The following is a 23643-nucleotide window of genomic DNA, read 5'->3' as shown; positions in this document are numbered from 1 at the left end:
ATGGACGTTGTATTTGGTTTAATCCCGATGATGCTGTTATTCGGCTTTTTGGTCGTGGTGGTGTTTATCTGGATGGCGAAATCGGGGCAGTTCGATGACTTGGATGGCGCGGCCAACAGTATCTTTATGGATGACGAATTCGACGAAGAGCTAAAGAAAAAGGAATCTAACGAGCCCGGAGTCGTTGAGAACAAGCAAGAGGGTACCGCTGACGGTGAATCTATGACCTCTCAGGTTGCCGACAAGACGCTTTCTCGGCAAGATGGCGAGGCAGGCACGCCAACCTCTAGTGACGACGCAAATACCCGAAAATGACCAGGCCTGGTCATTTTAACTTTATTCAAAACATTTAACTCAGTGCGAGAGGCTTGCAACTAAAGAGCAATGCCGTGTCGATTGAAAATCTGTTCGATGGCGGAGGATGATCTTCCAGCATGGAAGAGATAGCTTCGGAAGTCGTTTAGAGCTTCATCGGCGGTTTGCACGCTCTCATAAAAATTATCGCCCGGCTTGAGCATGATATAGCTTTCGGTGTTCGGATCACGGGCCAGCTTAATGTCCGAACCGTATTCTTGTTGAAGTTGTTTGGTGGCCTGTATTAAGCTGGCAAAATCTTCTGATTTATTGGCGAGTTGCTGTTCAATACTGGACCCCAACACGAAAAGTGAATCCCAGCTCGCCGATTGTGGAGCTTTCCAGCGGTTTGCTTCGGTGATCGGGGTCGCCTCCAATTCCTGCAGGCCGGTCTTACTGATTTTGTCGGGATTGTTGGCTAACCAGTCATTGAGGTCGCGTGTGCTGAGTTGTGAATGGTTCGAAAAACGGCCGGGAAGGCTCGTATCGTAATCGTGCCCGGAAACGGCGATTTTCAGACCGCCGATATTTCGATACTGGATGGTTTCGCCGGCTGACATATCGGCATTCTCTGCGGGCAGAACTTGCCGGTTTGCCGGATGATTTTCCGTCGCCGATGCCAATTTTTGTCCCATGGCGGAAAGAGTGACCGTTTCCTAGTTGGGTGGCGGCTTGATGGCGGCCGGCTGTGAACTTCCCTGTGCAGCTGGGCGTTGTTGTGGCAATATCAAAGCATAGTCGGTATTTGTAATCGACGCCATGGCGATTCTCCAATGATTCGGACTCTGAATTGAAAGCATATTCAATATCAGCGCTATGGTATTCGGTGGCAGAAAATGAGCCATAAAAAAGGCCGTTAAAACCGGCCTTTTGATGGGGGCTGTTCAGAAGAGGTTAAACATCCAGATAATCCAAGATCCCTTCAGCGGCTTTTCGGCCTTCGGCGATGGCATGGACCACCAAGCTGGAGCCGCGTACCATATCCCCGCCAGCGAACACTTTTTCATTCGATGTCTGGAAAGGGAACTCGGCTTCTTCTTGAGCCACAACGGTTTGCCAGTCGGTCAAACCGATATTGTGGTCCCGGAACCAAGTCGGCGGGTTGGGTTGGAAACCGAAGGCAACAATCACGGCGTCACAATCAATAACGTGTTCGGAGCCTTCCACCATTTCCGCACGGCGACGACCGTTTTCATCCGGCTCGCCCATGCGGGTCTCGATGACTTTCAATCCCGTCACCTGACCGTTTTCGGAGATAACCTCCACTGGTGCCAGGTTGAACTTGAACTGGACGCCTTCTTCCTTGGCGTTTTTCACTTCGGCGCGTGAACCCGGCATGTTGGCTTCGTCGCGGCGATAGACACAGAAGACTTCATCTGCGCCTTGACGAACCGAAGTACGGGTACAGTCCATGGTGGTGTCGCCACCGCCCAGTACGACAACACGCTTGCCTTTCATGGAAACAAATGGCTCCGGTGACTGTTTCAGTCCCAGTTCGTGTTTGACATTGCCGATCAGGAAGTCCAGTGCTTTATAAACTTGCGGTAGGTCTTCGCCTGGGAAGCGCCCGGCCATTGGTTTATAAGTCCCCATTCCCAAGAAGACAGCATCATAATCGTTTAGAAGCTGTTCGAAGGTGATATCTTTACCGATTTCCGTATTGCAATGGAACTCCACGCCCATGCCTTCCAGGATGCTGCGGCGTTTCAGAACAATGTCTTTGTCGAGTTTGAATTGCGGAATCCCGAACGTCAGAAGGCCACCGATTTCCTGTTCTTTCTCAAACACCACCGGTTTAACGCCATTGCGAATCAAAATGTCAGCACACCCTAGGCCAGCCGGTCCGGAGCCGACAATCGCCACTTTCTTATCCGTCATAGTGACGTTTTCCAGAGTCGGTGTCCAACCCATGTCGGTCGCGGTGTCGGTGATGTATTTTTCAACCGCGCCGATGGTGACCGCGCCGAAATTAGTGTCTTCCAGGGTACAAGCTTCTTCGCACAGACGGTCCTGCGGACAGATGCGGCCGCACATTTCCGGCAAAGAATTGGTCTGGTGCGACAGTTCGGCCGCTTCAATGATGTTACCTTCCGAAACCAGTTTCAACCAGTTCGGAATGTAGTTATGCACCGGGCAAGCCCATTCGCAATAAGGGTTACCGCAGTGCAGGCAACGATCAGCCTGAGCTTGGGCGTGAGCAGGGGTAAACTCCGTGTAGATTTCTTCGAAGTTCTGTTTACGCTCCATCGCCTCTTTTTTGGACGGAAGCTGTCGATCAAGTTCTAAAAATTGTCTTACATTTCCCATGATTCGCTCCCTTACTCTCCATCACCACAGTTGGCGAATAAATCCAATAGTTTGTCCACACCAATCGCTCTGGATTTGACTAACCAGAAGTTATGCAGATAGCGGCTGAAGTCACTCAATACTTCCTGGCCGAACTCGCTGCCGGTTTTTTCGACGTACTCGGTCAAAAGGTCGCGCAGATAAATGCGATACGCTTCGGTGGATTCGGTGTCGATACGAATTGCTTCAACCATTTCGGTGTTCAGACGATCCGGTAGCGTTCGATCCAGATCGAGGATGAAGGCCATGCCGCCGGACATGCCAGCCCCGAAGTTGACACCGACCGACCCCAAGCTGACGACGGTTCCGCCGGTCATGTATTCACAGCCATGATCCCCCAATCCTTCGACAACGGCGACGGCGCCAGAGTTACGGACGGCAAAACGCTCACCGCCGGTACCGTTGGCGAACAGCTTACCGCCAGTGGCGCCATACAGACAGGTGTTGCCGACAATCGGCGTCATATGTGGGTCAAAGGCACGATTTTCCGGTGGGTGAATGACGATTTCACCGCCGGCCATGCCTTTACCGACGTAGTCGTTGGCATCGCCCTCCAAGTGCAGGTTTAAACCATCGACGTTGAAAACCCCGAAGGATTGCCCGGCAATGCCGTTCAATTTCAAGGTAATCGGTTGATCTTTCATACCGTGGTTGCCGTATCGTTGGGCAATTTCACCGGCAACGCGTGCGCCGATGGAACGGGCGGTGTTCACCAGATGGAACTGGAATTCGCCACCGGACTTACTTTCAATCGCCGGCAAGACTTCCTTGACGATCTCTTCGGCAATATGGCCGTCATCCCACGGGTTGTTACGATCGACTTGTACCGTTTGCGGCTTGCTCGCATCGACACCGCCGTCGGAAATGATGGCGGTCAAGTCAATGTTGCGCTGCTTGTCGGTCAGCGGTTGTTCGATTTTCTTCAACAGGTCGACGCGGCCGACCAAGTCTTCCAAGCGCGCTACACCCAATTTAGCCAGCCATTCGCGGGTTTCTTCCGCCACGAAGCGGAAGTAGTTGATGACCATTTCCGGCAAGCCGATGAAGTGTTCTTTACGCAAGCGCTCGTCTTGTGTTGCAACGCCCACTGCACAAGTGTTCAAGTGGCAGATACGCAGGTACTTACAGCCCAGCGCGATCATTGGCGCGGTCCCGAAGCCGAACGATTCTGCCCCGAGGATGGCGGCTTTCACAACGTCCAGGCCGGTTTTCAGACCGCCGTCGGCTTGCAGAATGACCTGTCCACGCAAATCGTTGGCTCTCAGCACCTGATGCGCTTCCACCAAGCCCATTTCGAATGGGTTACCGGCGTATTTCACCGAGGTAATCGGGCTGGCGCCGGTCCCACCGTCGTAACCGGAAATAGTAATCAAATCGGCATAGGCTTTGGCAACACCGGCTGCAATGGTCCCGACGCCTGGTTCGGCCACCAGTTTGACCGATACCAGAGCGTTTGGATTAACTTGCTTCAAGTCGAAAATCAGTTGCGCCAAATCTTCAATCGAATAAATATCGTGATGCGGTGGCGGTGAAATTAAGGTCACGCCTTCTACCGAGTGACGCAGGCGAGCGATGGTGGCATCCACTTTGTGGCCCGGTAGCTGACCGCCTTCACCCGGTTTCGCACCTTGGGCGACTTTGATTTGCAGGACTTCGGCATTGCGCAAGTAGTGCGCGGTGACACCGAAACGCCCGGACGCAATCTGTTTGATTTTCGACATTTTTTCGGTGCCGTAGCGTGCCGGATCTTCGGCGCCTTCACCAGAGTTGGAGCGCGCGCCGATGCGGTTCATGGCAATGGCCAGCGCTTCGTGGGCTTCAGGAGACAGGGCGCCAAGGGAAATACCGGCCGAGTCGAAGCGTTTGAAAATCGATTCAATCGGCTCAACTTCGTTGATGTCGATGGATGGTAAATTGTCCTTGAAGGTAATCAGGTCACGAACCGTCATCGCCGGGCGTTCATTGACCAGCTTGGCAAATTTGTTGTAAGCCACTTGGTCGCCTTTCTGGACAGCATCACGCAGGTAGTTGACCACATCCGGGTTATAGGCGTGGTATTCGCCACCGTGCACGTATTTCAACAAGCCGCCGGCTTGCAAATATTTGCGTGGGTTAAAGGCGTTTTTCGCGGTTTTGATCAGGTCGGCTTCCAAATTGTCGAAGCGTGTCCCTTCAATGCGAGTCGGAGTGCCTTTAAAACACAAGTCGACAATCTCTTTACTCAACCCGACGGCTTCAAACAATTGTGAACCACGGTAAGACGTGATGGTGGAAATCCCCATCTTGGACAGAATTTTATAGAGACCTTTATTCACCCCTTTACGGTAGTTTTTGATGTAAGCGTCAATGCCGACTTTTTCGTCCAGTTCTTTACTGCGAATCATGTCCTGAATGGTTTCATACGCCAGGTAAGGGTAAACGGCTGTGGCACCGTAACCGAACAAGACCGCGAAGTGATGTGGGTCACGTGCGGCGCCGGTTTCGACAATGATATTGGCTTCTGGGCGCAAACCTTCGGTAATCAAGCGGTGGTGGACGGCACCGGTCGCCATGGCCGATGGAATGGTGATCAAACCTTTCTCAATATCCAGGTCGCTCAAAATTAGCAGGGCGGTGCCGTTTTTAACGGCCTCGACCGCTTCGTCGCACATGTCGACGATGGCTTGCTTCAGGCCTTTTTCTTCCGGATTGTAGTGCAGTGAAACACGTTGGTTACGATAATTTTCGTCCACCAGCCCGATCAACTGTTTCATCATGGATGGCGATAGAATCGGAGATTGTGATTCCAAGCGGCGTGCGTGTTCTTCGCCTTCGTCGAACATGTTCAACTCGCGGCCGAAACAGGTGTTCAGAGACATGACGATGTTTTCACGCAACGGATCGATCGGCGGGTTGGTGACCTGTGCGAACATTTGACGGAAGTAGTCGAATACCGAACGCTCTTTGCTTGAAAACACCGGTAGCGGCGCATCGTCGCCCATGGAGCCGATGGCTTCCTGACTGGATTCGGCCAGGACGCGGATGACTTGGTCGCGTTCTTCAAAGGAGATTTGATAGTACTTCTGATAAACGTCGGCGGTGTCGTTATCCCAGTCGGAGATATGCGCTTCGGCATCCAAACGTTCTTCCAGGCGCATGTACCCTTTGTCCATCCATTCACGGTATGGCTTGGCGTTTTTCAAGCCGTTGTCGATGTCTTCCGGTTTCAGAAGGCGGCCGGCTTCCATATCCACGGCAATCACTTGCCCCGGCTTCAGGCGACCTTTTTCGACGACGTCTTCGGCCGGGTAGTTGTACACCCCGATTTCGGAGGCAAAGGTGATGTGGCGGTCTTTTGTCACGACATAACGCGTTGGGCGCAAGCCGTTACGGTCCACGCCGCAGATGGCGTATTTACCGGTGTTGATAACCATACCGGCCGGACCGTCCCACGGTTCCATATGCATGGAGTTGTATTCCAGGAAGGCTTTCAGGTCCGGGTCCATGTGCGGCATGTTCTGCCAAGCCGGTGGAATCAACAGGCGCAGGGCCTGGAATACAGGCATGTCGCCCATCATTAGGACTTCCAGCATGTTATCCAAGGAGTTGGAATCGGATCCTTCCTGAGCGACCAATGGTTTCAAACTGGCCAGGTCTGGGATTAATGGGGTTTCGAACTTGCTTTGACGTGCCAGTGCCCAGTTACGGTTCCCTTTGATGGTGTTCAATTCACCATTGTGCGCCAGAAAGCGGAAAGGCTGCGCCAGACGCCATTGTGGCAACGTATTGGTGGAGAAACGTTGGTGATAAGAAATCAACGAGGATTCAAAACGATCCTGTTTCAAATCCAGGTAAAATTCCGGCAGCTCTCTCGGCATGACCAAGCCTTTATAAGACATCAGCTGGCTGTGCAAAGAGGCAATGTAGAAGGTCGGGTCGTTCGGTTCGATGGCCATTTCGGTTTTACGGCGGGCGACAAACAGCAGACGGTTGAAGTCGGCATCGCTCATGTCGGCCGGGGCGTTGATAAAGATCTGCTCGATCAACGGTTCCATACTGGCGGCTTGTTCCCCCAGTACATCAGATGCGACCGGTACCTTACGCCAACCACAAACCTCAAGCCCTTTGTTGGCCAGCAGGTCTTCCAAAGTCTTTTTCGCCAAGGCCGCCTTGTCGGTATCCTGATTCAGGAAAATCATCCCGCACGCATAGTTCTCAGACAGCGTCATCCCCAACGTCTTGGCTTCTTCACGCAGGAAGGAATCCGGTTTTTTGATCAATAGACCACAGCCGTCTCCCGTACAGCAATCCGCAGCGACGCCACCGCGGTGTGTCATGTTGGCTAAGGACTCGATGGCGGTTTGAACGGCCCAGTGACTTGGTTTGTCGTCCATCTGGGCAATCATTCCAAACCCGCAGTTCTCTCGTTCAAATTCGGGTGAATAGAGTCCTTGTAAGCTGTTGAGTGAATTCATAATTCAGTTTTCCTGTCTGTAAACATTTATAACGTATTGTTATAAAAGCACTTTTTGGGGGTACTTTTGGGTATCTGAGTGCGAAAAATTTAAAATGGTGCGAAATTATACTTTTTTAGCGGCTTGAACGCAATGTCTCGGACCGGCTTTCCCGGAGAAATGTTGTGGGCCGACAAAAGGATGAGGCGGGTGAGTCGAACGGCTTTGTCAGGGGTGAAAACGGCCAGGCCTGGCCGTTTCCATCAGGCTTATCATCCTTTGTCGATCAAGGATGTTCCCGTCATTTCCTCTGGTTTTTCCAGCCCCATCATGTCAAACAGGGTTGGGATGACGTCGCACAGGGCGCCGCCGGTTTTCAGTGGGTAGTTTTTATCCCCGACATAAACCAGTGGCACCGGGAAAGTCGTGTGTGACGTCACCGGTTTGCCGGTTTCTTCGTTGAACAACATTTCCATATTGCCATGGTCGGCCGTGACAATGGCTTCGCCACCGGCTTCCTTGAGGGTGGCGAGAATTTCGCCCAGCGCTTCGTCAACCGCTTCGGCGGCTTTCACGCAGGCGTCGAAGTTACCAGTATGCCCGACCATGTCCGGATTGGCAATGTTGCAAATGAACGTGTCGTATTGGCCGCTTTTGATGGCTTCGATCAATTTGGCTTTCACTTCCGGCAAACTCATTTCCGGTTGCAGGTCGTAAGTGGCGACTTTCGGCGAGTTGATCAGAATGCGGTCTTCGCCGTCGTTCGGCTCTTCCACGCCGCCGTTGAAGAAGAAGGTGACGTGGGCGTATTTTTCGGTTTCGGCAATGCGTAGCTGTTTTAAGCCTTGCTTGGCGACGTATTCCCCGAAAGTGTTACGCAGCTTGGTCGGGCGGTAGGCAATCAAAGCGCCGAATTTTTCAAAATTCTTTTTGTATTCGGTCAAGGTGACGAACGCGGACAGAACCGGTGTATTGCAACGGTGGAAATCTTCGAAGTCGTCGAAGATGAACGCTTTGGTCAGCTGACGGGCGCGGTCCGAACGGAAATTCATGAAAATAATCGAGTCGCCGTCTTTGACGCGGACGCGTTTACCGTCTTCTTTTCGTGGAATGGCGGTGGCCAGAATGAATTCATCGGTTTCGCCGCGCGCATAGGCCATTTCCACCGCTTCTTTGGCGGTTTTGGCTTCGTGTTCGCTGATGCCGCAGGCGACGACGTCGTAGGTTTGTTTGACGCGATCCCAACGGTTGTCGCGGTCCAGTGCGTAGTAGCGACCGGTTACCGAAGCGATTTGGCCGCCGCCCAACTCCTGCATGAAGTTTTCCAGTTCTTCAATGTACTGGATGGCGCTTTTCGGGGCGGTGTCGCGGCCGTCGGTGAAGACGTGCACATAAATGTCCGCGCCACGCTCATGAGCCATCTGCACGCTGGCTTTGATGTGATTGATGTGCGAATGCACGCCGCCGTCCGACAAGAGTCCGAGGATGTGAACCTTGCGCTTGCGGTCAATGGCGGAATCGATGGCTTTCAATAAAGCGTTGTTTTGGAAGAAACGACCGTCATCGATGTCTTTCTGGATGCGGGTCAGCTCCTGATACACCACGCGCCCGGCGCCAAGGTTCATGTGGCCGACTTCCGAGTTCCCCATTTGCCCTTCCGGCAGGCCGACCGCCAGGCCGGAGGTGTTGATCAGGGTGTGGTGGTATTGTTTGAGCAGGTTATCCCAGTTCGGGGTGCTGGCTTGTGCAATGGCGTTGTGCTGCGTCGCTTCACGATGACCCCAGCCATCCAAGATGATCAATCCCGTTGGTCTGTGTTCGATTTGCACTTTGTCTGTCATGGTGTTTCCTTTTGAGAAGAATATTTGCGGTTCGGGTAGGTTGGCCGCAAAAGCAAATAAAATTTTAAAATGTCATTTATTGTAACCAGTTTCACTGTTAAAATCATTAGCTTTGAATTTTGGCTGATGTTATTTAAGGGAATATGAATGTTTATTGAATTTGTGCAAGAGCAAATTTTTCTGTTCATCGCATTGGGCGTGATTGTCGCCATGTTGTTCTACAGTTATTTCGGTGACAAAGTGTCGGGTTATAAGAGTGTGAATGCCGACGAAGCGGTTCGTTTGTATAACTCGGGTGCTTGGGTGTTGGATGTGCGCAGTGATGCGGAATTCAAGACCGGTTACATCGGCGAAGCGGAAAATATTCCCTCCACGGAAGTGGCGAAAAAAATGGATGCGGTTTTGCCGCATAAGGACGAACCGGTGCTGGTGTACTGCCAATCCGGTATGCGTTCGGCTTCCGTGGCCAAACAATTGGTGAAACAAGGTTTTAAAGAAGTGAATAACCTGAGCGGTGGGATTTTGTCCTGGAAAAACGCCGGGTTGCCTTTGAATAAGCCGGTTTCTAAAAAAAAACTAAAAAGAGAAAAGAAGTGAGTTCGAAAATGCCGGAAGTCGTCGTTTACGCAACCCAAACCTGCCCGTTCTGCACCATGGCGAGAAATCTCCTGGAAGGTAAAGGGGTGGAATATCAATTGATCGATGTCGGTAACGACCGTGCCATGTGGGCCGAGTTGCAAGCCAAGACCGGTCGTAACACTGTGCCTCAGGTGTTTGTTGGCGAACATCACGTCGGCGGCTTTGACGATTTGTCGGCGGCAGACAATTCCGGAGAGCTGTATAAGCTTTTGGCCGGATAATCCAGAATTCAGATTAACCTTGTTAAGGAAAGAACATGGCAGAACAACAGGAAAAACAGTTTTCCATCCAAAAAATTTACACGCGTAACATTTCATTTGAATCACCGAATGCACCGGAGATTTTCACGCAAGAGTTTCAGCCACAGTTGGATGTGGATTTGAATGTCGAGACCTCCTCGCTGGAAGACGGCGTGTATCATGCCGTGGTGCGTGTCACGGCGACCACAAAAGTGGACGATAAGACCGCATTTTTGTGTGAAGTCGAGCAGGCCGGTATTTTCAGCATTGTCGGTTTTGATGAAGGCGAGTTGAATTATTTGCTGGGAACGCAATGCCCGAATACGTTGTTCCCTTATGCGCGTGAAGCGATTTCCGAAATGGTCACGCGTGGCGGTTTCCCGCAGTTGTTGTTGGAACCGGTGAACTTCGATGCGATGTACGCCAGCCACTTGCAGCAGCAAGAGACGCAGCAGTAAAGTTTCTATCCCTGATTTGAAGGTCTCATGACGTCGAACGCTTCTCAACAACGTATTGCGGTGCTCGGAGCTGGCGCCTGGGGTTCGGCCTTGGCCATTCATTTGGCTAAGAATGGACACGATATTCAGCTTTGGGAACACGACCCAAAACGCGCAGGCTTGTTGCAAAAACACCGCGAAAACGAGCGTTATCTTAAAGGAATCGCGTTTCCGGAGCGTTTGACCGTGACCAGTGATTTGGCCGAAGCCTTGCATTCGGCGGATGCGGTTCTGCTGGTGGTGCCGAGTCATGTGTTTCGCGAAGTGCTGCATCACGTCGCCGAAGTACGTGATTTGAATCAAGCGCCAGTGCATTTCGCTTGGGCGACCAAAGGCTTTGAGCCGGGCAGCAGTTTGATGTTGCACCAGATCGTCGAGCAGGAATTGCACAACCGTTTCCCTGTGGCGGTTTTGTCCGGTCCGACGTTTGCCGATGAAGTGGCGCGCGGTTTACCGACGGCGATGGTCAGTGCCTCGGCCGACGCCTCCGAAGCGCAGTTCTGGGCGGATGTCTTTCATTGTGATACGTTTCGTATGTACACCCAGTCCGATATTGTCGGAGTGGAAGTGGGTGGCGCCTATAAAAATATTATGGCGATTGCCACCGGGTTGTCGGATGGACTTCAGCTGGGGGCCAATGCGCGTGCCGCGCTCATTGGACGCGGCATGAAGGAGATGATGCGTTTCGGCGCGGCCTTGGGCGCGGAGCCGGAAACCTTGATGGGGTTGTCAGGCCTGGGCGATTTGGTCTTAACCTGTACCGATAATTTATCCCGTAACCGCCGTTTCGGGTTGCGCATGGCGCAGTCGGGCTTGTCGTCGGATGCGGTGATTGACGAAATCGGTCAGGTAGTGGAGGGCGTCAAAGCCGCCAAAGCGGTGAAGCGAATTGCGGAACGGCACGGGTTGGATTTGCCGATTATGGAGCAGGTCTATCGCATTATCACCGGCGAAAAAACCGCACAAGAAGCGGTGAGTGCGTTGATGCACCGTGACGGGCGCTCCGAAACCGAGCATTTTTAAGCCGGTTTGCAATTTGGCATCGGCACCAAAACCACCAGGCCTGGTGGTTTTTTCGGTTCAGTGGGCGGGTAAACCCATATCAAAGTCGAGCTGGCGCCAGGCCTCATAAGCCATGACGGAAACCGCATTGGCCAGATTCAAGCTGCGGCCACCCGGTATCATTGGGATGGTGAGTCGCTGTTCGGCGGGCAGGCTTTCCAATACGTCGGCAGGCAAGCCGCGGCTTTCCGGACCGAATAAAAAGGCATCGCCGTTTTCAAAGCTTGGTTCGGTATAATAACGGTCGGTTTTGGTCGTCAACGCGAACACTCGATTCGGCTGCAAGTTTTCGAGACAGGCGTCGAGTGAAGCGTGCTCATGCAGGTTGGCCAGTTCGGCATAATCCAAACCGGCGCGGCGGACTTTCTTTTCGCTGAGGTCGAAGGCATAGGGTTGAATCAAATGCAGGTGCGCGCCCATATTGGCGCTGAGTCGAATCAGCGCGCCGGTGTTTTGAGGAATTTCCGGTTCATAGAGAATAATGTGAATCATAATTTAATGTAATGGTGAAAAACTTGGTTGATTTGTCGGTTGATTTAAAAGGTATTCGGTTTGCAAACCCGGTGGCGATGGCTTCCGGTAATGCCGGTTACGGTTTCGAGTACCAAGCGGTGTCCGGTTTTTCCAATCGCGATGTGGGGGCCGTCTTTCTCAAAGGCACCACCTTGGAGCCGAAGCTCGGCAACAAACCGGAGCGCGTCATGGAATCGCCTTGCGGGTTGCTGAATTCCATCGGTTTGCAAAACCCGGGCGCGCATGCCGTGATTGCAGATTATCTACCAAAGCTCGATTTAAGCCAAACACAATTTATCATTAATGTGTCCGGCTCTTCGGTGGAGGAGTATGCGGAAGTAGTGCGCTTGTTCGATCAAACCGATTTGCCGGCCATCGAGGTGAATATTTCGTGTCCGAATGTGAAAAAGGGCGGTGCGGCCTTCGGGAATGATCCGGAGATGGCCGCGCGCGTGGTCGAAGCTTGTCGGGCCAGTACGACCAAGCCGTTGATTGTGAAGTTGTCGCCGAACCAGACTGATATTGCCGAAGGCGCGCGCCGGGTGATTGATGCCGGAGCGGATATCTTGTCGGCGATTAATACGATGATGGGCATGCAAATCGATATTGATTCCGCCACGCCGACATTGGGTAATAACCAAGGCGGGCTTTCCGGCCCGGCGATTAAGCCGATTGCGCTATTGAAAGTGCATCAGGTCTATCAAGTGGCCAAGCAATACGATGTGCCGATTATCGGTTTGGGCGGAATCGCCTCGGCGGAAGATGCGATTGAATTCATTCTGGCGGGAGCGTCGATGGTGGCCATCGGCACCGCCATCGCCAAAGACCCGCTGCTGGTGAAAAAAGTGTCGAAAGGCGTGGAGCGATATATGAAGCGTCACGGCTATCGCTCGGTTAACGAGATGACGGGCCGCTTGACGCTGAACACCGATACCGTTTTGTGCGGGTAAAGCACAACCGAATATAGAAAGAATAAACAGTGATTTTGAATAGAAAGATTGAGATGAAAACAGTAGAAGAACAATTAGCGATTATCAAACGGGGCGCCGAAGAGATTCTGGTCGAGAAAGAATTGGTGGAAAAATTGGAGTCGGGCAAGCCGCTGAAGGTGAAAGCCGGTTTCGATCCGACGGCGCCGGATTTGCACTTAGGGCACACGGTCTTGATTAACAAACTGAAGCAGTTTCAGGATTTAGGGCATGAAATTTTGTTCCTGATTGGTGACTTCACCGCCATGATTGGTGACCCGACCGGCAAAAGCGCGACGCGCCCGCCGTTGTCGGAAGACGATGTGCTGCGCAATGCCGAAACCTATAAAGAGCAGGTGTTCAAGATTTTGGATCCGGCCAAGACCCAAGTGGTGTTCAATTCCGAATGGATGTCGAAGCTGACGGCGGCGGATATGATTAAGTTGGCTGGCACCACCACGGTGGCGCGCATGTTAGAGCGTAACGACTTTGGTGACCGTTATGCATCCAATACGCCGATTGCGATTCACGAATTCCTGTATCCGTTGGTGCAGGGGTATGACTCCGTTGCGATGGATGCGGACATCGAGCTGGGTGGAACCGACCAGAAGTTCAATTTGTTGATGGGGCGTACCCTGCAACAGCATTTCGGTAAAAGTGCTCAGTGTACGTTGACGATGCCGATTTTGGAGGGCTTGGACGGCGTGCAAAAAATGTCCAAGTCCTTGGGGAACTATATTGGTATCAAAGATGCCCCGAATGATATGTTCGGGAAAGTGATGTCGATTTCCGATGAATTGATGTGGCGTTATTTTGAACTTTTGTCGTTTGAGACCTTGGAAACCATTGCCGGTTATCAGCAGGCGGTGAAAGACGGCGAAAATCCGCGCAACATTAAAATCAAGTTGGCGTTGGAGTTGATTGAGCGTTTCCATGATAAAGAAAGTGCCGAAGCGGCGTTGAAAGATTTCGAAACCCGTTTCTCCAAAAACGCCATTCCGGATGATATGCCGGAATTCACGTTTCACGACGTTATGCCGTTGGCGAATGTATTGAAAGAGGCCGGATTGGTTGCGTCGACTTCCGACGGACATCGTATGGTGAAACAAGGTGCGGTCAAGTTGAATGGCGAAAAAGTGTCCGATAGCCGGGCACCGGTTGAAAATTGTGAAGGGCAAGTTTATCAAGTCGGTAAGCGAAAATTTGCCCGAATCACCGTTCAGGCTTAAGCGAAAACCGCTGTCTTAAAAACCGCCAGGCCTGGCGGTTTTTTTATTTTAAAGAGGTCGAAAACGACAAGTACTTTGATATTAAACGGGAAATCGAATAATTGTTAAAAATGGCCTGAAATTTTTTTCAAAAAAGATGCAAAAAGCTATTGCAAAAAACTGGAGAGGCTATAGAATACGCATCTCTTTCACGGAGACGCCAAAACAACACTGTAAACGGAGTTGAATAAAGCGGAAACGGGGAAGAAAAAAAAGCGTAAAAAAAGCTTGACGGAAACAAAATCAAGCGCCTATAATACGCGGCTTACCGAGACAGGGTGCGGCGCACTGAGTTAAGGGAAAGTAAGACCAAGAGTTCTTTAAAAATCAGGTAATTCAGAGATAATTTATGTGGAAGTTGCTTAGGTAAGTAGCTGTCCAAAAATAAATATCTCGACAACTATGTATATGGTTAATCACATTTATGTGAAACATGTACCTGTTAATTTCGAGTGTTTAATTCGTGCAGACAAGCACACAAAAAAATCGAGTAAAAAGATTAAACTGAAGAGTTTGATCCTGGCTCAGAATGAACGCTGGCGGCAGGCCTAACACATGCAAGTCGAACGGAAACGACAAGAACAAACTCTTCGGAGGGCGATCTTGGGCGTCGAGTGGCGGACGGGTGAGTAACGCGTGGGAATCTACCCTTTAGTTGGGGACAACATATGGAAACGTATGCTAATACCGAATATGCTCTACGGAGTAAAGGTGGCCTCTACTTGTAAGCTATCGCTAAAGGATGAGCCCGCGTTAGATTAGCTAGTTGGTGGGGTAAAGGCCTACCAAGGCGACGATCTATAGCTGGTTTGAGAGGATGATCAGCCACACTGGGACTGAGACACGGCCCAGACTCCTACGGGAGGCAGCAGTGGGGAATATTGCACAATGAGGGAAACCTTGATGCAGCCATGCCGCGTGTGTGAAGAAGGCCCGAGGGTTGTAAAGCACTTTCAATTGTGAGGAAAGGTTAGTCGCTAATATCGGCTAGCTGTGACGTTAACTTTAGAAGAAGCACCGGCTAACTCTGTGCCAGCAGCCGCGGTAATACAGAGGGTGCAAGCGTTATTCGGAATTACTGGGCGTAAAGCGCGCGTAGGCGGACTGTTAAGTCGGTTGTGAAAGCCCTGGGCTCAACCTAGGAATTGCATCCGATACTGGCAATCTAGAGTTTAGGAGAGGGAAGTGGAATTCCTGGTGTAGCAGTGAAATGCGTAGATATCAGGAGGAACATCAGTGGCGAAGGCGACTTCCTGGCCTAAAACTGACGCTGAGGTGCGAAAGCGTGGGTAGCGAACGGGATTAGATACCCCGGTAGTCCACGCCGTAAACGATGTCAACTAGCTGTTGGCCTTATTAAAAAGGTTAGTAGCGTAGCTAACGCGCTAAGTTGACCGCCTGGGGAGTACGGTCGCAAGATTAAAACTCAAAGGAATTGACGGGGGCCCGCACAAGCGGTGGAGCATGTGGTTTAATTCGATGCAACGCGAAGAACCTTACCATCCCTTGACATCCTGCGAACTTTCTAGAGATAGATTGGTGCCTTCGGGAACGCAGTGACAGGTGCTGCATGGCTGTCGTCAGCTCGTGTCGTGAGATGTTGGGTTAAGTCCCGCAACGAGCGCAACCCTTATCTTTAGTTGCTACCATTTAGTTGAGAACTCTAAAGAGACTGCCGGTGATAAACCGGAGGAAGGCGGGGACGACGTCAAGTCATCATGGCCCTTATGGGATGGGCTACACACGTGCTACAATGGGGGGTACAAAGAGCAGCTAGCTGGCGACAGTGCGCGAATCTCATAAAACCTCTCGTAGTCCGGATCGGAGTCTGCAACTCGACTCCGTGAAGTCGGAATCGCTAGTAATCGTGAATCAGAATGTCACGGTGAATACGTTCCCGGGCCTTGTACACACCGCCCGTCACACCATGGGAGTGGGTTGCAAAAGAAGTGGGTAGTCTAACCTTCGGGAGGGCGCTCACCACTTTGTGATTCATGACTGGGGTGAAGTCGTAACAAGGTAGCCCTAGCGGAAGCTGGGGCTGGATCACCTCCTTTAAGACAAAGACGGCCGCGAGCCTAAGTTAGCTTTCACATAAATTGTCTCTGAATTACTGAGAAAAACGAGAACGACCTGGGTCTGTAGCTCAGTTGGTTAGAGCGCACCCCTGATAAGGGTGAGGTCGGTGGTTCAAATCCACCCAGACCCACCAATGAATGGGGCTATAGCTCAGCTGGGAGAGCGCCTGCCTTGCACGCAGGAGGTCTGCGGTTCGATCCCGCATAGCTCCACCACTACACCTGTGAATAGGTTCTGCTTTAACTAAAAGACAAAGCAGAGGTTATTCACAGTCGTATTGGTGACAATAGACTGAAAAGTAGATCTTTAACAATTAGGAAAAATCTCTAAGTGACTGTCGAGCGTCATGTTTGGTTTAACAATATTGAAAAGTTAAATTGAAAGGACGCACGACAGTGTAGTTAGAAACATACAGAATACCGACATATTCTGTATGACCGGCATTCAAGCAACTCCAACAGCTTGAATGCCAAGGTAACAATGTATCTTAAAGAGTTCAAACACACGCAAGTGTGATGATACAAACTCAAGCGAGAACATGTCAGCGTAAAACTTTAGTCATTGCAGCGAAATAGGCTTTGATTGAGACATGGTTTTTTATGTATTTAAAAGATGATGGATCAACACAAAAGGTCAAGGTTATTTTTGAGTTGTATAGTTAAGTGACTAAGCGTACACGGTGGATGCCTAGGCGGTAGAAGGCGACGAAGGACGTAGTAACTTGCGATAAGCCACGGGGAGTTAGTAAACAAGCTTTGATCCGTGGATTTCCGAATGGGAAAACCCATCCTTTATGGATATCCCCTTGTGGGAGGCTAACCCGGAGAACTGAAACATCTAAGTACCCGGAGGAAAAGAAATCAACCGAGATTCCCCAAGTAGCGGCGAGCGAACGGGGACCAGCCCTAAAGCATTTATTAAGATAGCAGAACAGTCTGGAAAGTCTGACGATACAAGGTGATAGTCCTGTATGCGAAATCTTATTAAGTGTTATTCGAGTAGGACGGAACACGTGAAATTCTGTCTGAACATGGGGGGACCACCCTCCAAGGCTAAATACTCTCTACCGACCGATAGTGAACCAGTACCGTGAGGGAAAGGCGAAAAGAACCCCTGGAGGGGAGTGAAATAGAACCTGAAACCGTGTACGTACAAGCAGTAGGAGCCCTTCGGGGTGACTGCGTACCTTTTGTATAATGGGTCAGCGACTTACGTTATGTTGCGAGGTTAACTGAATAAGGGAGCCGAAGGGAAACCGAGTCTTAAATGGGCGACTAGTAGCATGGCGTAGACCCGAAACCGGGCGATCTATCCATGGCCAGGTTGAAGGTGCCGTAACAGGTACTGGAGGACCGAACCCACGTATGTTGAAAAATGCGGGGATGAGCTGTGGATCGGAGTGAAAGGCTAATCAAGCCCGGAGATAGCTGGTTCTCCTCGAAATCTATTTAGGTAGAGCCTCATGTCTCACTGCTGGGGGTAGAGCACTGTTATGGTCTAGCGGGCCGTCAAGGCTTAGCAGCCCATTGCAAACTCCGAATACCAGCAAGTGCAATCATGGGAGACAGACTGCGGGTGCTAACGTCCGTAGTCAAGAGGGAAACAACCCAGACCACCAGCTAAGGTCCCTAAACACTACTCAGTGGGAAAGGATGTGGGAAGGCTTAGACAGTCAGGAGGTTGGCTTAGAAGCAGCCACCCTTTAAAGAAAGCGTAATAGCTCACTGATCGAGTCGGCCTGCGCCGAAGATTTAACGGGGCTAAGTAGTGTACCGAAGCTGTGGATGCCATTTATGGCATGGTAGAGGAGCGTCGTGTAAGCCTGCGAAGGGATGTTGTAAAGCATCCTGGAGGTATCACGAGTGCGAATGCTGACATGAGTAGCGATAAAGGGAGTGAAAAGCTCCCTCGCCGAAAGACCAAGGTTTCCTACGCAACGTTAATCGACGTAGGGTTAGTCGACCCCTAAGACGAGGCCGAGAGGCGTAGTCGATGGGAAGCAGGTTAATATTCCTGCACTTTTTATAACTGCGATGGAGGGACGGAGAAGGCTAAACTAGCTTGCTGATGGTTGCAAGTTTAAGGTAGTAGGCAGAGATCTTAGGCAAATCCGGGATCTTAATGCTGAGAACTGATGACGAGTCCTCTTTTGGACGAAGTAGTTGATGCCATGCTTCCAAGAAAAGCTTCTAAGCTTCAGGTTATAAAGAATCGTACCCCAAACCAACACAGGTGGTCAGGATGAGAATTCCAAGGCGCTTGAGAGAACTCGGGTGAAGGAACTAGGCAAAATAACACCGTAACTTCGGGAGAAGGTGTGCCCCTGCCGGTGATGAGACTTGCTCTCTAAGCTAGTGGGGGTTGCAGAGACCAGGTGGCTGCAACTGTTTACTAAAAACATAGCACTGTGCAAAATCGAAAGATGACGTATACGGTGTGACGCCTGCCCGGTGCCGGAAGGTTAATTGATGGGGTTAGCTTAGGCGAAGCTCTTGATCGAAGCCCCGGTAAACGGCGGCCGTAACTATAACGGTCCTAAGGTAGCGAAATTCCTTGTCGGGTAAGTTCCGACCTGCACGAATGGCGTAATGATGGCCACACTGTCTCCACCCGAGACTCAGCGAAATTGAACTCGCAGTTAAGATGCTGCGTACCCGCGGCTAGACGGAAAGACCCCGTGAACCTTTACTACAGCTTTGCACTGGACTTTGATACTATCTGTGTAGGATAGGTGGGAGGCTTTGAAGCAGTGACGCCAGTCATTGTGGAGCCATCCTTGAAATACCACCCTGATATTATTGAGGTTCTAACCTAGGGCAGTGAATCCTGCTCAGGGACAGTGTATGGTGGGTAGTTTGACTGGGGCGGTCTCCTCCCAAAGTGTAACGGAGGAGCGCGAAGGTACCCTCAGCACGGTCGGACATCGTGCAATGAGCGCAAGAGTAAAAGGGTGCTTGACTGCGAGACAGACACGTCGAGCAGGTGCGAAAGCAGGTTCTAGTGATCCGGTGGTTCTGTGTGGAAGGGCCATCGCTCAACGGATAAAAGGTACTCCGGGGATAACAGGCTGATACCGCCCAAGAGTTCATATCGACGGCGGTGTTTGGCACCTCGATGTCGGCTCATCACATCCTGGGGCTGAAGTCGGTCCCAAGGGTATGGCTGTTCGCCATTTAAAGTGGTACGCGAGCTGGGTTTAGAACGTCGTGAGACAGTTCGGTCCCTATCTGCCGTGGGCGTTGGAGAATTGAGAGGGGCTGCTCCTAGTACGAGAGGACCGGAGTGGACGAACCTCTGGTGTTCCGGTTGTCACGCCAGTGGCACTGCCGGGTAGCTATGTTCGGAAAGGATAACCGCTGAAAGCATCTAAGTGGGAAACCTGCCTCGAGATAAGTTCTCCCTAGACTTTAAGTCTTCTTAAGGGCCGTTAAAGACTATGACGTTGATAGGCTGGGTGTGGAAGTTCAGTAATGGATGAAGCTAACCAGTACTAATTACCCGTGAGGCTTAACTATACAACTCAAAAGTAACTTTTGAGCAATGACTCGAAGTATGACGTGAAGACGTGTTCGAGCTTGATTTAGTATTAAGAACGCTTTAAGCGCATTGTGACATCATGTGAGATAGCATGAGATAAGCTGACTAGAAAAGCTTAAGAGATTTTTCCGAATTCAGTGGGTTGTCTGTTTAACAGACAGCTTACATAACCAAATTGCTTGGGGACCATAGCGAGATGGAACCACCTGATTCCATTCCGAACTCAGTAGTGAAACGTCTTAGCGCCGATGGTAGTGTGGGAGGTCCCATGTGAGAGTAGGTCATCCCCAAGCTTATATTCCTAAAAACCCGTCTTTATGATGGGTTTTTTTTTGCCTGGAATTTATACAATAGGGGTTCCAGGTTTTGAAGAGATGTGTATGTCGTTTAAGTCTGAACTGTATCAAACGATTGAATTAAGCGAAGTTGATTCAACCAACCGTTATCTGAAAACCGAATTGTCCGAGGGGCGGTTGACGGGACCGATTTTTTGCCGTGCGCACAGTCAGACAGCTGGTTATGGCCAGCGAGGCCGTGCGTGGACGCAGTCGTTGGATTCGCTAACGTTTTCAATTGGTCTGCCTTTCGACGGTCGTATTGGCGAAATGCCGTTTATTTCAGCGCAAATTGCCTTGTTGCTACGACAATCGATTGCCGAGGCATCTCATGCCACGAATTTGACCGTTAAGTGGCCAAATGATGTCTTTCTGGATGGAAAAAAAGTGGCGGGCTGTCTGATTGAAATGCTCAGTCCGTCACCTTCGCGTAAGGAAGGTTATTTGATTATCGGGGTGGGTGTGAATTGTTCTCCGGTATCGGGGGACGGATTTGATGCCCAATATGTGAACGATTTGGATTCGGGGCGCTTTTTTCAATCGTTTTCAGTAGCACTATATGAATTGTTCATGGTAGATATGCCCCCTGTTTTTAAATTGGGCGAATGGCGAAATCATGATTTTTTTACGCCGGGGCAGGAAGTGATTGTGTATCATAACGACTCGTCCGAAACAGGCCGATACACTGGGTTGGATGAGATGGCATGTGCCATGGTCGAGATTGAAGGTCGAGTGAAACGTTACCAGTCCGGTGCGGTTTCCATTCGGCCGTTATGAGTGAGATAAAGAATGTTGATTTTTTTTGAACTGGGAAATACACGGCTGAAAGCGGCTTCGTTGAAAAAGGGCCGTTACGACTATCTGGGATCCGTCAATCATGCCGAGATGACTTCAGACAGCTTGTTGACCGACTTGGGTTTACAGGGTGTCGATGTGGATGCCGTGTATGTCTGTTCTGTGGTGGATTCGGAGTCCAATGCGAAGTTCAATGAATGGATTCAACAGGCATTTAAACTCTATCCGACGTATCTTGCAACCCAGCCGAACTGCTGTGGTATCCAGTGTGGCTATGACGCTTTTGAGACGTTTGGAGTCGATCGTTGGATGGCCATTATCGGCGCCTGTTCCGGGCAAAATAAGCCAACCTTTATTGTGGATGCCGGGACGGCGATCACCGTGGATGTCGTCATTGAAAAAGAGCATATCGGCGGCTTTATCGTGCCAGGCCTGGCGATTATGAAGCAAAGCCTGTTGGATCAAACCGCACTGAAACCTGAAGCAATGCAGCTGAAAGATGAGACCATGTCTTCCGGCTTGTTGGCCACCAATACCGCTGAAGCCGTGGCTGGCGGCACGCTTTATATGGTGGCGGCTTATCTGAACGCTCTTCTGGCAGACTTGGAAAAGGAAACCGGTCGACGATTCGATTGTGTGGGGACTGGCGGGGACTTTCCGATCATTGAACCCCTGCTGGATAAGTCGTTCGATTATGTCGAAGACCTGACGTTACAAGGCATGGTCGAGGTCATCGAAAGTTTATAAAAAACAGTTGACATAAATTGGTAAGAATTTATAATACGCCGCATTCAGCCGACATAGCACAATTGGTAGTGCAACTGATTTGTAATCAGTAGGTTGGGGGTTCAAGTCCCTCTGTCGGCACCATCTTCCAAGCCCGCATTCCAAAAGGGAATCGCGGGCTTTTTTGTATGTGGGAATTGCGTTGTAATGGAAATCTCACTACTGTTATAATAGGATTTATAACTTGTCAATTTGGAAAATACATGGAAAAGCAGTCTAGCTATAATAAAGAAGAACTTTTATCTTGCGGGCGCGGCGAATTATTCGGCCCAGGTAACGCCCAACTTCCATTGCCACCGATGTTAATGTTTGATCGTATCAGCCACATTTCCGAAGAAGGTGGGGCTTATGGGAAAGGAGAAATCCGCGCTGAGCTAGACGTAACTGAAGACCTGTGGTTTTTCGAATGCCATTTCAATAACGATCCGGTCATGCCGGGCTGCTTGGGGCTGGATGCCATGTGGCAGTTGATCGGTTTCTACCTGGGGTGGACCGGTGGTCCTGGACGCGGACGTGCGCTAGGCGCCGGTGAAGTCAAATTTTATGGCCAGGTCTTGCCGAAGGCCAAAAAAGTCGAATATGTGATTGATATCAAGCGGGTCATCAAACGTAAGTTATATATGGGCATTGCCAATGCTCATTTGTTCGTGGATGGGCGTGAAATTTATTCAGCGGATGACTTGAAAGTCGGATTGTTTACAAATACGGATAGTTTTTAACATGAAAAGAGTTGTTATCACCGGTGTTGGGATTGTTTCCAGCCTTGGAAACAATAAAGATGAAGTCACGGATTCCTTGAAAAACGGACGTTCCGGGATTGTGTTTGCCCCAGAATACGAAGAGAACGGTATGCGCTCGCAAGTTCATGGCGCGGTTAAGAACCTGGATTTCAAAGAGCATATCGATCGTAAGCAACTGCGCTTTATGGGCGATGCCGCTGCTTACTCTTACATTGCGATGAAACAAGCGGTGGAAGATTCCGGTTTGACCGAAGATCAAATTTCAAATCCGAGAACCGGCCTGGTGGCCGGTTCCGGCGGCGGCTCCAACTCCAATGCAACGGAAGCCGTCAGCATTGCCAAAGAGCGTGGCGTTAAGCGTATTGGACCTTACATGGTAACGCGTACCATGGGGAGCACTGTGTCAGCCTGTTTGGCCACGCCATTCAAAATCCAAGGCATTAACTACTCCATCAGTTCGGCTTGTTCCACATCGGCACACTGCATCGGCACCGCGGTTGAGCAGATTCAACTGGGTAAGCAGGATGTGGTGTTTGCCGGCGGCGGTGAAGAATTGCACTGGACCATGTCGGTCTTGTTCGACGCCATGGGGGCTTTGTCGACCAAATATAATGACACGCCTGAAAAGGCCTCCCGTGCTTACGACGCTGACCGTGATGGCTTTGTCATCGCCGGTGGTGGTGGTATGGTTGTGGTTGAGGAATTGGAACACGCTTTGGCGCGTGGTGCAAAAATCTATGCGGAAATCACCGGTTACGGTGCCAACTCCGATGGTTATGACATGGTTGCCCCTTCCGGTGAAGGGGCGGTACGTTGCATGGAGCTGGCGTTGTCGACAGTGAACGGCGATGTGGATTACATCAACCCACATGGAACGTCCACCCCGGTGGGCGATACCAAAGAAGCCGCGGCGATTCGTGATGTATTCGGCGCCAAAGTGCCGAAAATCAGTTCGACCAAGTCATTGTCCGGCCACTCTTTGGGGGCAGCGGGTGTACATGAGTTCATTTACAGCTTGATGATGCTGGAAAACGATTTCATCGCACCATCGGTTAACATCGAGACCATGGATCCGGAATGTGAAGGGATGCCAATCGTGACGGCACTTGAAGAAAATGCCGGGTTGACGCGGATGATGAGTAACAGCTTTGGTTTCGGTGGAACCAACGCATCTCTGGTCTTTGAAAAATACCAAGGATAATCGAGACGCG

At 50.8% G+C, this 23643-nt stretch carries 16 protein-coding genes, 3 tRNA genes and 3 rRNA genes; 17 read left to right on the top strand and 5 right to left on the bottom strand.

The genetic code is table 11. From position 1 onward, the window contains the following. A complete protein-coding gene (gene ccoS / locus EPV75_RS12340) occupies nt 1-315 on the top strand; it encodes a cbb3-type cytochrome oxidase assembly protein CcoS (protein WP_225972323.1) in 315 nt (104 codons plus the stop codon). Between the two features lie 59 nt (nt 316-374). On the opposite strand, the gene EPV75_RS10795 is transcribed toward ccoS, so the two are convergent. From EPV75_RS10795 to gpmI, 4 genes are all read right to left on the bottom strand, one after another. After that, on the bottom strand, nt 375-989 hold the full coding sequence (locus EPV75_RS10795; protein ID WP_128385393.1) for a hypothetical protein: 615 nt from the start codon (nt 987-989) through the stop codon (nt 375-377). Between the two features lie 259 nt (nt 990-1248). Beyond that, entirely contained in the window at nt 1249-2661 is a 1413-nt protein-coding gene (locus EPV75_RS10790; RefSeq protein ID WP_128385392.1) for a glutamate synthase subunit beta, read from the bottom strand. 11 nt (nt 2662-2672) lie between these two features. Continuing rightward, nucleotides 2673-7154 (bottom strand): glutamate synthase large subunit, encoded by a 4482-nt coding sequence (gene gltB / locus EPV75_RS10785; protein ID WP_029938905.1) that lies wholly within the window; start codon nt 7152-7154, stop codon nt 2673-2675. Nucleotides 7155-7405: 251 nt separating this feature from the next. Then, nucleotides 7406-8974 (bottom strand): 2,3-bisphosphoglycerate-independent phosphoglycerate mutase, encoded by a 1569-nt coding sequence (gene gpmI / locus EPV75_RS10780; RefSeq protein WP_128385391.1) that lies wholly within the window; start codon nt 8972-8974, stop codon nt 7406-7408. Between the two features lie 147 nt (nt 8975-9121). Between gpmI and EPV75_RS10775 the strand changes: the two genes are divergently transcribed. The 4 genes from EPV75_RS10775 to EPV75_RS10760 are packed head-to-tail and all read left to right on the top strand — an operon-like array spanning nt 9122 to nt 11372. Continuing rightward, a complete protein-coding gene (locus EPV75_RS10775) occupies nt 9122-9571 on the top strand; it encodes a rhodanese-like domain-containing protein (RefSeq protein WP_128385390.1) in 450 nt (149 codons plus the stop codon). Next, the gene (gene grxC / locus EPV75_RS10770; RefSeq protein WP_225972322.1) at nt 9568-9834 is read left to right on the top strand and encodes a glutaredoxin 3; all 267 of its coding nucleotides are present in this window, start codon (nt 9568-9570) and stop codon (nt 9832-9834) included. Before EPV75_RS10775 ends, grxC begins: the two co-directional genes overlap by 4 nt. A gap of 35 nt (nt 9835-9869) precedes the next feature. Then, the gene (gene secB, locus EPV75_RS10765) at nt 9870-10310 is read left to right on the top strand and encodes a protein-export chaperone SecB (protein WP_029938901.1); all 441 of its coding nucleotides are present in this window, start codon (nt 9870-9872) and stop codon (nt 10308-10310) included. A gap of 27 nt (nt 10311-10337) precedes the next feature. Then, on the top strand, nt 10338-11372 hold the full coding sequence (locus EPV75_RS10760) for an NAD(P)H-dependent glycerol-3-phosphate dehydrogenase (RefSeq protein WP_128385389.1): 1035 nt from the start codon (nt 10338-10340) through the stop codon (nt 11370-11372). 57 nt (nt 11373-11429) lie between these two features. Here EPV75_RS10760 and EPV75_RS10755 read toward each other — a convergent pair whose 3' ends face one another. After that, entirely contained in the window at nt 11430-11903 is a 474-nt protein-coding gene (locus EPV75_RS10755) for a tRNA (cytidine(34)-2'-O)-methyltransferase (protein ID WP_128385388.1), read from the bottom strand. Nucleotides 11904-11926: 23 nt separating this feature from the next. On the opposite strand from EPV75_RS10755, the gene EPV75_RS10750 reads away from it, so the two are divergent. From EPV75_RS10750 to fabB, 12 genes are all read left to right on the top strand, one after another. Next, nucleotides 11927-12874: a dihydroorotate dehydrogenase gene (locus EPV75_RS10750; RefSeq protein WP_128385387.1), complete on the top strand. Its 948-nt coding sequence runs from the start codon at nt 11927-11929 to the stop codon at nt 12872-12874. 53 nt (nt 12875-12927) lie between these two features. Continuing rightward, nucleotides 12928-14121, top strand: coding sequence for a tyrosine--tRNA ligase (gene tyrS, locus EPV75_RS10745; RefSeq protein WP_128385386.1), 1194 nt, complete (start codon nt 12928-12930; stop codon nt 14119-14121). 540 nt (nt 14122-14661) lie between these two features. Further along, nucleotides 14662-16217 (top strand): 16S ribosomal RNA (locus tag EPV75_RS10740). A 78-nt stretch (nt 16218-16295) separates the two neighbouring features. Further along, nucleotides 16296-16372, top strand: a tRNA-Ile gene (locus tag EPV75_RS10735). Nucleotides 16373-16378: 6 nt separating this feature from the next. Next, nucleotides 16379-16454, top strand: a tRNA-Ala gene (locus EPV75_RS10730). 441 nt (nt 16455-16895) lie between these two features. Further along, nucleotides 16896-19754: ribosomal RNA gene (locus EPV75_RS10725) — 23S ribosomal RNA — on the top strand. A 200-nt stretch (nt 19755-19954) separates the two neighbouring features. After that, nucleotides 19955-20069, top strand: a 5S ribosomal RNA gene (rrf, locus tag EPV75_RS10720). The 16S, 23S and 5S rRNA genes sit together here with 2 tRNA genes alongside, the layout of an rRNA operon. Nucleotides 20070-20156: 87 nt before the next feature. Continuing rightward, entirely contained in the window at nt 20157-20888 is a 732-nt protein-coding gene (locus tag EPV75_RS10715) for a biotin--[acetyl-CoA-carboxylase] ligase (protein ID WP_192893987.1), read from the top strand. 12 nt (nt 20889-20900) lie between these two features. Then, nucleotides 20901-21653 (top strand): type III pantothenate kinase, encoded by a 753-nt coding sequence (locus EPV75_RS10710; protein ID WP_128385384.1) that lies wholly within the window; start codon nt 20901-20903, stop codon nt 21651-21653. Between the two features lie 47 nt (nt 21654-21700). Then, nucleotides 21701-21776, top strand: a tRNA-Thr gene (locus tag EPV75_RS10705). 119 nt (nt 21777-21895) lie between these two features. Next, nucleotides 21896-22411, top strand: coding sequence for a 3-hydroxyacyl-[acyl-carrier-protein] dehydratase FabA (gene fabA, locus EPV75_RS10700; RefSeq protein WP_029938894.1), 516 nt, complete (start codon nt 21896-21898; stop codon nt 22409-22411). 1 nt (nt 22412) lies between these two features. Next, a complete protein-coding gene (gene fabB, locus EPV75_RS10695) occupies nt 22413-23633 on the top strand; it encodes a beta-ketoacyl-ACP synthase I (RefSeq protein WP_029938893.1) in 1221 nt (406 codons plus the stop codon). Nucleotides 23634-23643: the final 10 nt, after the last annotated feature.

The organism is Hydrogenovibrio thermophilus (assembly GCF_004028275.1).
Lineage (GTDB): Bacteria > Pseudomonadota > Gammaproteobacteria > Thiomicrospirales > Thiomicrospiraceae > Hydrogenovibrio > Hydrogenovibrio thermophilus.
This window is presented reverse-complemented; position numbering and strand designations above follow the sequence as displayed.